The sequence below is a fragment of the Candidatus Sodalis sp. SoCistrobi genome (assembly GCF_900143145.1).
GTDB lineage: Bacteria > Pseudomonadota > Gammaproteobacteria > Enterobacterales > Enterobacteriaceae > SoCistrobi.
The window spans coordinates 15,271-27,651 of sequence record NZ_FRDB01000009.1; the positions used below are offsets into that span (position 1 = coordinate 15,271).

The window sequence follows — 12,381 nt, forward strand, 5'->3', positions numbered from 1 at the left end:
TTGCGCCCGCCGCCGGAGCCGATACCGGTTACTTTTTGATATTCATTTCTTTTAATATCGGCGCGCACTGATTATCATCGCCGCCGCTCGGGGAAATGAGCGCCAGCAACGCCGCCGCCGGCGTTACCACCGCCCCCAGCACGACGGCCGCGGCGCCGCGCGCGATAAGCGGCCCCGGTTTCACGCCGGCGGAAGGATTTTTATAAGTGCCACGCACATACAGCGGCGATCGCAGCGTCACAATGCGCGCGCCTTTACTGTCGGGATTGATCGACAAATCCAGCCGTTCGGTACCCAGATTGGTGGTGCCATCAACATGAATGACCGCGTTTTCGGTGTCGAACAGGAATAGCCGCGGCTGCGCCAGGCCGTTATTCACGTTGACGTCCGCCGCGGCACAGTTGATTTTCACCTGCTCGTCGCCAAACAATTTACCGACGACGTAATTACCGACGTTAAGACCGGCAATTTCCATTAAATTACGGCTGATAATACCATCGTTCATCAACAGACGCAGATTGCCATTGCTGCTGCCCAATAGCGCCGCCACGGAATTGCCGGTACCGGTAAATTGCGCATCGCCGTTTAATTGGCCCATGCTGCTGCGCATCGCCTCGACGCTCGGAAACAGCGCTTTCAACTGCAGGCCACGGGCATGAAGATCCGCGCGACCGCGCATCGGCGTGCGTTGCCCTTCCAGGCGGATGGTCGAGTTAAGCGTGCCGCGCGCCATGCCAAAGCGCAGCGGATCCAGCAACAGCTCGCCATTATCCAGCTTCAGGTGGGTGTAGAGATCGCTTAACGGTAGCGAATCGCCATGCTCAATATCCTTGCCGGTAAACTTCACATCGGCATCCATCTTGGACCAGCTGGCGGTATCAAATTTGTCATACGGCAGCACCTTATCAGAGGGCTGTATTGATTTGGTCTTGGCTGCCTGTTTGCCGGACGCGGTGCCGGAATCGGCGCCGATAAGCGGCCCCAAATCGGCAAAGCGCAGCCGGTTTGACACCAGTTCGCCGCTCAGCGACGGCCGCGGGTTTGCCCTGGCGGTATTCCAACGTACCGTGGATATCGCTCTGCCCAATCTTGCCGTTGAACTTCTCGTAACGGTAACGGCCCGCATTTTTGCCTTTGAAATTGGCTACCAGCTGGCCGTCGGTGTCATAGGGCGGCGAATCGGGCAGCACCACCCCGGTCAGCCCCTGTAAATCCCCGAGATTCTCTCCGGCGAGCCGCAGGCGCAAATTCAGACCACCAAAATTAAGCGGATCCTCAAGCGTCCCGGTGAACGCTACGCGGGTGCGGCCCGAACGCACATCGGCCTGCAGCGGGAACGGGGTGCCCGCGTTACGCAGCGCCAGCATGCCGCCAATTTTTCCCGAGCCGCTAAGCGGTTCGTTGTTGTAAGTCCCCTCCGCTTTCCAGCCGAAAATGTAGTTATTGTCATTTTTCGCCGCCGCCTGTTTATCGTCACCGCTGCCGGTCAGTTCGGCCATGGCCACCGGTTTACCGAGCGGGTTGACCGTTAGATGAATATCCGCCTTGGCGATGGCGTCCTGATAATCAATCTTACCCCGATCGAAAACGATATCATCCACCTGAAAGGACCACGGCGAAACGGGTTTTTGGCCGTCTTTCTCGTCGCTGTTGGCCAGGTTGAAGGTCCAGTTATTCTTGCCGTTCGCTAATCGTTTCAACGACGCATCAGGGCTGACCAGAGTGATACGCGGCAGATACACTTCACGGTGCAGCAGCGCTAAGGGGGCGATACTGGCCTCAATGCGTTTAAGCCGGGCAGTGTAATCGCCCGGTACCTCTTGCTGGTTGCCTAACGCGATATCTTCCGCATGGATATGCGGCCACGGCACCCAACCGCGCCAGCCGCGCTCTTCACGGTGTCTTGACCATTGCACGCCTAAATCGCCGTTAATCGCGAAGGGGCGCTGGAGTTCGGTGGAGACTTTTTCGTTTATGGTCGGTTTGAGGCGGTTCCAGTCAAACGTGGCGATAAAAATCACAATAGCCACGATGAGCAGCAGCAGAAACAGCACGATCCCACCTATCACTTTCTTGGTCCGTGTCATGAATGTCGATATCCTCGTTAGTCTTCCCCGATGCATTAATGATAGTTGAGGATTACGCACCTGCCAGATTCGGCGGGGCAAAACGGCGGGAGATCAGGCGCAAAACTGGCGTGTCGCCAGTGAGTTACACCGCAGCGGCAGCGTGCCCTCTGTGCGATGTCGGTGCAACTCAGGCTGACAAGGCGCGAGCTAGAGTCAATTGGCGCATCGGCTGACAATAGCGCGGCGCTTACCTGCCCACGCCGCGAAGGGGGACCGCTGATGACCTCAGCTTGCCGGAAATCGGCGGGTAGCCGGTGATACAATCGGGTTAATCAGCGGCCTGAACAGAATGTGGATGCGTTCGGCGTAAAGAGATAAGCAGCGGGAAAATCGCCGCAGTGACGATCCAGGTCATGATAAACTAAAACAACGTTTCAGCAGCTATTGACTGCATCGATCATTCTGTTGAGACTAGATGCCTATATCAGCTTTCTTATTTATGACGGGCCAGCAAGCAATGACTAGCAAAAAGATCGCCATTATCGGCGAATGCATGATCGAATTGTCGCAAAAGGGCAGCGACGTTAAGCGTGGATTTGGCGGCGATACGTTGAATACCTCGGTCTACCTCTCGCGCCTGGTCGCTGCCTCTGAGCTCAAGGTGCATTATATTACCGCCCTCGGTACCGATAGCTTTAGTGACGATATGCTACAGGCCTGGCAACAGGAGGGGGTAGAAACCTCGCTCATCCAGCGCCTGGAAAACCGGTTGCCCGGGCTGTATTACATTGAAACCGACGCCCATGGCGAGCGTACCTTTTATTACTGGCGCAATGAGGCGGCCGCCCGTTACTGGCTGGAAAGCGCGTCGTCGGCTGACATTTGCGCAGCGCTGGCAGACTTTGATTACCTTTATTTAAGCGGGATAAGCATCGCCATCCTGTCGCCGCAAAGCCGCGAGCAGCTGCTGTCCCTGCTGCGGACCTGCCGTGCCAATGGCGGAAAAGTCATTTTTGACAATAATTACCGCCCGCGTCTGTGGCAAAGCCGGGAAGAAACCCAGGCGGCCTATCGCGATATTCTCGCCTGTACCGACATCGCCTTCCTGACGCTCGATGACGAGGACATGCTGTGGGGTGAACAGCCGGTGGACGCCGTACTTGAGCGCACGCGTGCGCTGGGCGTCAGTGAAATTGTTATCAAACGCGGCGCCGAGGCCTGTCTGGTAGCGGAAGCGAACGAGGCGGTGCAGGAAGTGCCCGCGGTAAAATTGCCCAAAGAGAAAGTGGTCGATACGACCGCCGCCGGGGACTCATTCAGCGCCGGCTATCTGGCGGTGCGTCTGACCGGCGGCGGCGCGGCCACGGCCGCCGAGAGCGGGCATCGCACCGCCAGTACGGTTATCCAGTACCGTGGCGCCATCATTCCGCGCGATGCCATGCCCACCCGCCAAGGCTGATACCCTATCAAGGCGGCAACGGCGCGCCGGTGCTAGAAGCGCGGCAGGCTGACAGCCGCCGCGACCACTGGGACAATGGGGAGGGTGGCCGCCAAAAATCAAGGCCGGCACAGGCGACCCGCCCGCTGACCGACAGCGCGGTGGCAGCGCTTCTCTCACGAGGCCGGTGGAATGTCGGTGACCTCCGGCTTGCTCTCGTCAATCGTCGCCGGCAGCGGACCGGGATCCATGATGTGCTCGTAGATCGCCTGCAGCGCCTTCATATTCATCTCCGGCTCGCCGTTTGGCTGCATCAGCACCATAGTGGCGTTTTGCGATAGCTGACCGCGCAATTCCTGATTCAGCCTTTGCAGCGACAGCCCGCCAAGAAAATCGCTACGCAATTTCTGATACTGTTCCGGCGCGATATCCACCACCTCATTCTGCTGCGAGCGTAAACGCTGACTCATCAAAACATCGGTGCGGGTGCGGGCGTAAGTGGCGAACAATGTGCTTAGTTCACCGGTTTTGCGCGCCATTAGCGCGTCGAATTCCGCCTGGCTCAGGCCATTGTTGCGCACATTGGCCAGCTCGTGGGCTACGAAAGTCATCGACGGCGTCAAATTATCCGCTGGCGTATCGACGTGAATCGCACACTGTGCGCGTAAATAGTTCACATTGCAGTCAAAGCGCAAATTCGTCTGCTTCAGGTCGCTTTCCTTGAGCGCCTGCTGCAAATGCATATACAGCGCTTCGCGCGCCAAATCCCCGCGCCAATAACGATTCAACGCCTGCGAATCACGTATAGGCTGCCACGGGTTGTCCCAGACGAGTTTAAGACTGTCGTAGCCGCCGGCTTCGCTAAACAGGCTCACGGGTTGATGCGGTAACGCAGACATTGTCGGCACGGTCGCCGGGGTGTCGCGTTTGCCCTGCAGCGCAGAGAAGGTCTTTACGATCTGCTCGTTGAGAGCGCGCCCGTCCACATTGCCGACCACATACAGCGTCATGGCGTCAGGGGTGTACCATCGCTGATAGAAATGCTGCAATTGTTCGGCATCCACCGGAGATTTCGCCGGCGAATCCGGGCTGTGAGCCAGCAGCAACGACCCTTTCAGGCGATAATGCCACCAGCTGTTGCGCGGGTTATCCGGTACCGTCGCCACCGGATCCGCTGCCGCCAGCGCCTGCTGCACCGCTGCCGGGGTAATGGACAGATGGCCTGCCGTGTTGACCATCCATTTCAGCGCTTCTTTGACTAAATCCGGCCGGCCGTTCGGCAAACTGAGGCTATACAGTGTCGTGTCATAGGAAACGCGCGCCGGCGGCTGCGGCCGCTGTTCATCCGCGCCCTGCTGCCATAGGGAGGTAAGCTGCGCGGTGGTAAAGTTTTCGCTGTGCGTCAGGGCCAAACGGGCAAGAAGACGCGCGAAACCGGTTTGCTGGGCGGTTTCCGCCAGTGAACCGGTATTGACCATCAGCCGCAATTCGATACGGTCGTTTGGCCGCTGTGGCGTTGTCAGAACTTGCCAGGCGAAACCATTGCTCAGTTTTCCCTGCTGCCAGGCGGCATCGGGTTGTAATGCTTCGGCCTGTGCCCACCCGCCCGATGTCACCAGTAATACACCACTCAAGAAAAGACGAATTCCGGTGCCCTGCATGTGAACCCCTACTCAATCAATACCAAGGAAAAACCTGACTCTCACTTTGACGGTTAGCTGTGTTTGCATCGTTTTACTTTCCCGCCGAAAAGTGTACCATGTTGTTAGACAACGGGCCTTTGCAGATGTCACCCCGCAGCAGAAAATATTACCTTCGTGGCGCAGGACAGGGCAAAAAATGGCCGCCGGCTGCGGGCCTGGCGCAAGGGACAAGGGACAACGAGCGAGTGCCAAAAGCCAAGAAGCAAGAGGCAAGAGGTAAGAGGCAATGGCCAAGAATCAAGGAACTGGAGGCAAGGGTTAGGATTAGGATTAGGGTTAGGGTTAGGGTTAGGGGGTCGGCAATTGAAGAAAACGTTGTTCAAACGCCGGCTGCGTCAGCGGCTCGGAGAACAGATAACCCTGACCGCGATGAATATGATGCGCCAGTAGATAATCGCACTGGGCGGTATTTTCCACCCCTTCGGCGATAACCGGCAGCCCGAGCACGCCGGCGATGGCGCTGACGACCTGCAGCATGACGGCGTCTTCGGGCAGGGTGGCGATAAAACTACGATCGATTTTCAGCATATCGACGGGTAAATGCCGCAGGCGATCGAGGCAATATAAACTGGAATAGCCCATGCCGAAATCATCCAGCGCAATGACGATACCGAGGTTGCGCAAATCGCGCAGCACCTGGAACGAGGCGTCAAATTCGGCAATGCAGGTGGTTTCAGTGATTTCCAGCACCAATCGCGCGCCGCTGACCTGATAACGCGCCAGCCAATGTTTCAATGACGCGACCAGACCGTTTTCCTGCAATTGCAGGGCGGACAGATTCACCGCCAGCGCCAGGTCGATACCGCGCGCCTGCCATGCGCCAAGCACCCGGCACGCTTCCTCCAGCACCCAATTGCCCAGCGGTACCATCACGCCCCCCGCCTCTACCTGACGGATGAAATCCTCCGGCAGGCTCCAACTGCCATCGTCCTGGCGCCAGCGCAGCAGGGCTTCGGCACTTAACAAGCGGCGGTCGCGCATATCGACCTGCGGTTGAAAAAACAGTGCGCAGCGCCCGTGCGCTATTCAGTCTATCAGCGTGTGGGCAATCGTCAAGCGCCGGGCCGCCGTATCCGCCTGTTCAAAAACATAATCTGGTTTTTACCCCGCGCGTCCGCCGACAACGCGGCAGACGCGGCACGACGCAGCAAGCCTTCGGCGTTTTCGTCACCCGATGGCCCCATGGTGACGCCAATACTGGCCGCGGGGCGCAGCGTCAGCGTACCGAGAGTCAGCGGATGTTGGATACGGGATAAAAGGCGCTGGGCCAGATGCATGGCCTGGAACGGCGGCTGCGTATCCCAATGGCACAATGCGAATTCATGCGGGCTCAATTGCGCCAGCAGGCCGGTTTCGCCGTGATCCAGCCGCAGTTGATCCGCCAGCGCGGCGCGCAGCAGACCGCACTGCGCTTCGGTTAACGCCCCCGCCGCCTCTAAAAGCGTACTGACCGCGATAACAAACACACAACAGGGTCGGGTTTCTGGTTGCGCCGCCAGACGGGCATCCAGCATCGCCAGGAAGCGCGCGCGGGTAGGCAAACCGGTGTCAGGGTGGCGAGTCGTCCGCCGCTCAAGATCCTGCCGGGCGCGCGCACTGACCTGCTGGTTGCGGTTATAACTGCGTACCAGTACCCCCAATTCATCGTCCCGGTGCATATTCGGCAGGGTAAGCTGGTGGGTTGGGATCTCCTCCGGCGCCAGATTTTCCAGCTCGCGGGCAATCGCGCGCAGCGGATGCACCATCAGGCGATTAATACACCAAGTAATGGCAACAGTCATGATCAGCGCCAATAGCAAATACGTCGTTATCATTGTGGCAATGGCACTGATGATAAATTGATACAGGCGATACGAGTCCGCCTGTAGCACCAGATAGGCGAGCGCCTGGGGATGAGACGGCCGCGGCAAGGAATACAGCGGCATCTGCACCTCGACCGGCAAGCGGAACACGCGGCGTATCAGCGTCGGCACCGGCCGCTCGGGGGGGAACTCGCCGTGCAAAACCTGGACATCATTTGGGAGTACCACATCGGCGCGGCTCAGTATGCCGTTGCGTTGAAGGGTAACCAGAATCTGTTCGGCCTGGGGAATATCCGCTTTGAGCACCGCGTTGGATAGCGGCTGGCGGACCGACGAGGCGATATTTTGCAATTGCAGGGTGTAATCTTCACGACGCTGCTGAACGAAATGGAAAAGCTGGATCACGATAAACAGACAAAGGGTCACCCATGCCACGCCCGACACCGTTGCCATTTGTTTAATCGTTAATGAACGTCTGATCCGCAAACTCTTCTCCATATATTGCTGGCAGGTCAAACGCGGGCGGCGGTGCCCTCCGCTGACCGCAAACCGGAACACCGCCATCTCGGTAGCCGAATGCCGGTGGGTGGCGCAAACTGCTTTAACGCAGGTGGCACTGATTATCCCGCCTAATATAACCGATCTGATAGCGCGTTTTATGCCTCAAAACGGGCTATTCAGCCAAATCTTATGCGATAGCGGCGTGGGAATGAAATGGCTTTCATTATGCCTGTCTTTGGTTTTGGTCGAAATGATCAATTTTTGTAAAGTAATCGTTAAGGCCATTACGCTATCTTTACACAAGTCTCAGGGCAATAACTTCACTATAAAGCCTCCTTCCGGTCGTAGAAAATAGGCCGTTTTTTCAAAAAGCCGCGTGTTTTAACTATTATTAACGAGCAGAAAAATAAATATTGCCTTTTAAAAGGCTTTTAATTAAAAAGCAGCAGCGATTGGCATTTGACATGGGAAGCACTCGGAAAAATTTATCCGGCAATTCCAATAAAATGGTCTATGTTTAAAGTCGCGCGCGAGCAAGGCGCCGGGTAGACAACCCCCACAGCGCCCTGACAACCAATCGCTATTATACGGCGCTGGCGCCGTGCAAGATTGGTAAATAAATGAGACTTGTATTAGCCTGTCTTATAGATTTCTTCATTTTTTTTCATTCGCGCCCAAAGCTTATTTTGCCCAATTGCGCCTTTATGCTGACCCCTAGCGAAAACGCGCCGGTACGGTTCTGCCACACGCCATCCTAAGGTGAGCCATGAATAATTATGATGACATCAAGCGATTCAAAGAAAAGCTGAATATGGAAGCTATTGATTATAAAGAAATCGCTGATAACACTCCTCATAGTTCTGTTTCCAGCTGGACCATTATCCGACAGATAGTTAATGCCGATCGGCCGTTCCACCCGCTGGAGCAAGGTCATCCAACGACCCTGCCGCCGCCGTCACCGATATCACAACATGAGTTTAGCGCCCGATCGCCCGCAATGGCAGAGCGGACTCCCGCCGCCCTGGCGTCTGCTCACGCCGCAGGGAGCGATCGCCCCGCGTATGGTCCCACGGTGTTTTCGCCGCTGTTCAACGCGGTGAATAATGCTTTGCCGCCGCAGACTACTGCCGGCAGCGCACCGTTAGCGGGCACCTTGGACGCCAGCAGGCCCGCTAATGGGCCGGGATCGGTATTTGATCAATTAACACGGCAACCGGCCTCCGACAGCCGCGCGTCTCAGAGCGCCCGCGCCCCGGCGCCGACCGACGGCAACGCATTACCGTTGCAAGGCCGTGCGGCGATGTTTGCCAGCACCCCGTCGTCCGGCTTAATGACGGGCGACCCGGCGCAAAAGCCCGATGCAAAGCCATTCACCCAGGCGCAAGAGGGGTATGCCCAGGCGCCAGGCCGCACGCGCGAGACTTTAACGCCGCAGGGTAACCCGTTTACCGCCCCACACGAGGTACGCTCCACGCCGCCGTTTGCCGAGGCGCAGGGCCTGTTCGCGCCGGCGCAGGGAGCGGCCCGTGCCCGCGAGGCTCAGGTGCCGCGAGGCAATCCGTTTACGATGCCGCACGCGGCTGAGGGTATGCCCGGCGGCGCCGATAAGCGCTTTAAAAACTTATTTAACCGTGGCCCCGCGGCCTCTGCCGACACCCACGACGGCCGCGATCTTTCCCTTCCACTTCTTTTAGAGAATATCGCGTTATGCCGTTAGTTTGCGTCTGTTCGCCCAAGGGCGGCGTGGGCAAAACCACCGTGAGCGCCAATTTAGCCTATGCCCTGGCCCGCAGCGGCAGCAAAGTGCTGGTCATTGATTTCGATGTACAAAACGCCTTGCGGCTGCATTTCGGCGTGCCGATCTCCGACACACGCGGCTATGTCGCGCAGGCCACCACGGTCTTGGATTGGAGCCAGTTTATTCTGAAGGCGGACGCCAATGTGTTTGTGCTGCCCTATGGCGAAGCGGAAGAAGAGCAACGGTTGGCGTTTGAAAACGCTATCAGCCACGACCCGCACTTTTTGCAGCGCGGTCTGAGTACGGTGTTGAATTATCCGGGTCTGGTCGTTATCGCCGATTTCCCACCGGGGCCGGTACCGGCGCTGAAGGCCGTACAGAGCTTCGCCGATCTGCATATTGTCATGATGCTGGCGGACACCGCCTCGCTGTCGCTGCTGCCGCAGATTGAAAATCACAAATTTCTTGGCGCGCCGCTCAATCAGCGTCTGGGGGAATATTACGTCGTCAATCAAAGCGATATGCGCCGTAACCTTAGCCGTGATGTTTCGCATTTTTTTGAACAGCGGCTGGGGGACAAACTGCTGGGCATGATTCATCGCGATGAATGCGTGCCGGAAGCCAACGCGTCCCAACGTTCGATTATCGAGTTTAGCCCGGTGTCTGCGGCAGCCTTCGATATTGAACTTATCAGTAAAAAAGTCGCCGCTATCGTTGGGGTTAAAGTCGGGGATGGCGAAGTTTACGCCATGCCCAATCCGGGCATTTGACATTACCGCAGGTCAGACTATGAATAAAGTGCTGTTTTGTTTGCTGTTACTAGTGATGCTCCCCATCGCCACAATCATAGTGATTACGCCGATGGACAGCGATAAACAGTATTTTTTCGGTCTGGCCAGCCTGGGGCTGATGTTATTACTCGGCATCAGTAAAAGCCATTATGTGAACGTCGTACTGGTGGTGATGTCCTGTCTGATGTCGACGCGCTATATCTACTGGCGCGCCACCGAAACTCTGCACTTTAATTCCACGGTGGAAGCCTGTCTGGGCGTCGGGCTTTTTATCGCCGAGCTCTACGCGTGGGTTATTCTGGTCTTGGGTTATTTGCAGACCAGCTGGCCGCTAAAACGACGCATTGAACCGATGCCGGAAGATATCTCACTGTGGCCGACGGTGGATGTTTATATTCCTACCTATAACGAAAGCCTGGATGTCGTGCGCGATACCGTATTGGCGGCGCAGTGCATCGATTACCCGCATGACAAAATGCGTATCTATATTCTCGACGATGGCAAACGCAGCGAATTTGCGGTTTTCGCCGCCGACGCCGGCGTAGGCTATATTACCCGCGACGATAATAAACACGCCAAGGCGGGTAATCTCAACCATGCGCTGACCCTGACCCGGGGCGAGCTGATTTGCGTCTTCGACTGCGACCACGTCGCCACCCGCGGCTTTCTGCAGGCCACCGTCGGCAGTTTCCTTATCGACCCGCGACTGGCGCTGCTGCAAACGCCGCATTACTTTTATTCCCCCGATCCGTTCGAGCGTAATCTCTCGGCGGCGCGACATAACCCGAATGAAGGCGCGCTGTTTTACGGACCAGTGCAGCAAGGGAATGATAATTGGAACGCGACCTTCTTCTGCGGCTCCTGCGCGGTTATCCGCCGCACGGCGCTGGAGGAAACCCACGGCTTTGCGGTGGAAACCGTCACTGAAGATGCCCACACCGCGCTCAAACTGCAGCGTAAGGGCATAGGTATCTACACATCAGGGAGGAGGCTTAAGAGCAACTCTCGCTAAATGAGTAAGTTCTTCCAGACTATATTCCGATAATAATTTTAGTGTATTCAACAAGATGGATAGGCCAGCGAGCAGAGCAGGAGCGCTCTCTCTGCGGCCTCGCTTTTGCTGTCGTCCTGACAAGCGACATATCAGCTGGCGGGCTGCCGCATTTTCTTCTCCTTCAGCGCGTTGCAGCCGCCATACCAGAACAGCAGCCATACTGGCTATTAACAACCTGCGTAGTACGGCTGGCGCGCTGCGCTGAAGCCATGTTTCTACGTCATGTCCGGCACCTTTCAGCAACTTAAAAAATGATTCAATATTCCAGCGCCAGTAATACCAACGAGCTACTTCCTCGCAGGTGATCTCGCTGCAAACGTTTGTAAGCAGCGTCCAGCGTCCCACCACATTACCGAGATCATCCGTAAGCCGAACAACAACCAATCTGACCGTCAGAGGCTCTCCAGGTTGGATTTTTATGCGGCGGCCGGTTTCTTTATCTTTACGCTTCTGCTGCGCAGCTCGGGTTATGACTATCGAGGTTTCACTGATTTCCATATCAGCTTTTTTCCCTTTCCAGTCTACCTGTCCGCATCCGTTGTATGGCAGAAGAGCAGCAATCTCACCAATTTTCAATGAATTACCTTGCCACTCTGCACCATGTCCTTCTTTTCCTCGGATAAGCCAGCATATTCCTTGAGTACTCAACGTCCGCATATGTCCAATAGAGTCACCCTCTCTATCAATTATATGAATCAGCTTTTTACCTATATTAAGCGATTCCACACGGGCAATATCGGTCGTCAAGGCGTCCATATGTGTCTGCCGTTCGGACAGTCCTTCCGCCAACGTTGAATGACAACCGGTTGCATCGGTAAGTGTCTGAGATAGAGGCGCTATTGGCAAACCCGTGCCAGCATCAACCAGCAAGCTGCTTTGAAGTTCATATCCAACATCGCCACCGTGCGTCATTTTTAAGCGTCCGTATTTGGCATGATGGTAAAGAAATTGTAAACGTGACCAATCATGAACAACGAGAGCGTATGGATGCGGGCTAAGCGAAATTTGCTCAAGTGCTAGCGAAATAATTGGCTCATTGAGTTGACTGAAGCTAATTCGCTTATTATTCAGAAAACGCCAGACAGCTTGGGTAGTTGCGAAAGTTGATTTTTGAGCACTTGCGAGGTCTTTAACCGCAGAAGCAAGAAGAGCCGCGGGCGTCATATGCTGTTTAACCAGCGTCTGATATCGGCGGGTAAGGCGAGAGTCAATCCCGCCAACAGATAGGTTGAAATCATTCTGCAAAGTAATAACAGGTATCACGATAAATGTGTAGATACCTATG

5 protein-coding genes and 3 pseudogenes are annotated in these 12,381 nt (G+C 56.0%); 4 read left to right on the plus strand and 4 right to left on the minus strand.

From position 1 onward, the window contains the following. Window positions 1–28: 28 nt before the first annotated feature. Window positions 29–2,087 (minus strand): annotated as a pseudogene (locus CINSTRO3249_RS01580) (AsmA family protein). 499 nt (window positions 2,088–2,586) lie between these two features. Between CINSTRO3249_RS01580 and CINSTRO3249_RS01585 the strand changes: the two are divergent. Continuing rightward, window positions 2,587–3,528 (plus strand): 2-dehydro-3-deoxygluconokinase, encoded by a 942-nt coding sequence (locus CINSTRO3249_RS01585; protein ID WP_074011892.1) that lies wholly within the window; start codon window positions 2,587–2,589, stop codon window positions 3,526–3,528. 155 nt (window positions 3,529–3,683) lie between these two features. Here CINSTRO3249_RS01585 and CINSTRO3249_RS01590 read toward each other — a convergent pair whose 3' ends face one another. After that, window positions 3,684–5,168, minus strand: coding sequence for a M16 family metallopeptidase (locus CINSTRO3249_RS01590; RefSeq protein WP_074011893.1), 1,485 nt, complete (start codon window positions 5,166–5,168; stop codon window positions 3,684–3,686). A gap of 330 nt (window positions 5,169–5,498) precedes the next feature. Then, window positions 5,499–7,498 (minus strand): annotated as a pseudogene (gene hmsP, locus CINSTRO3249_RS01595) (biofilm formation regulator HmsP). Window positions 7,499–8,279: 781 nt separating this feature from the next. On the opposite strand from hmsP, the gene bcsO reads away from it, so the two are divergent. From bcsO to CINSTRO3249_RS01610, 3 genes and pseudogenes are all read left to right on the plus strand, one after another. After that, entirely contained in the window at window positions 8,280–9,230 is a 951-nt protein-coding gene (bcsO, locus tag CINSTRO3249_RS01600; protein WP_074011894.1) for a cellulose biosynthesis protein BcsO, read from the plus strand. Then, a complete protein-coding gene (gene bcsQ / locus CINSTRO3249_RS01605) occupies window positions 9,221–10,021 on the plus strand; it encodes a cellulose biosynthesis protein BcsQ (protein WP_074011895.1) in 801 nt (266 codons plus the stop codon). Before bcsO ends, bcsQ begins: the two co-directional genes overlap by 10 nt. A 19-nt stretch (window positions 10,022–10,040) precedes the next feature. After that, window positions 10,041–11,012, plus strand: a pseudogene (locus CINSTRO3249_RS01610) (glycosyltransferase); the annotation flags it as partial. Window positions 11,013–11,021: 9 nt separating this feature from the next. On the opposite strand, the gene CINSTRO3249_RS01615 reads toward CINSTRO3249_RS01610, so the two are convergent. After that, the coding region (locus CINSTRO3249_RS01615; RefSeq protein WP_254304262.1) for a flagellar biosynthesis protein FlhF at window positions 11,022–12,381 on the minus strand (1,360 nt) is incomplete at its 5' end.

Excerpts from the sequence above, each read along its gene's own strand:
- CINSTRO3249_RS01585 (WP_074011892.1), top strand. The coding sequence starts at position 2,587 with ATGACTAGCAAAAAGATCGCCATTATCGGCGAATGCATGATCGAATTG.
- CINSTRO3249_RS01590 (WP_074011893.1), bottom strand. The coding sequence starts at position 5,168 with ATGCAGGGCACCGGAATTCGTCTTTTCTTGAGTGGTGTATTACTGGTG.
- bcsO (WP_074011894.1), top strand. The coding sequence starts at position 8,280 with ATGAATAATTATGATGACATCAAGCGATTCAAAGAAAAGCTGAATATG.
- bcsQ (WP_074011895.1), top strand. The coding sequence starts at position 9,221 with ATGCCGTTAGTTTGCGTCTGTTCGCCCAAGGGCGGCGTGGGCAAAACC.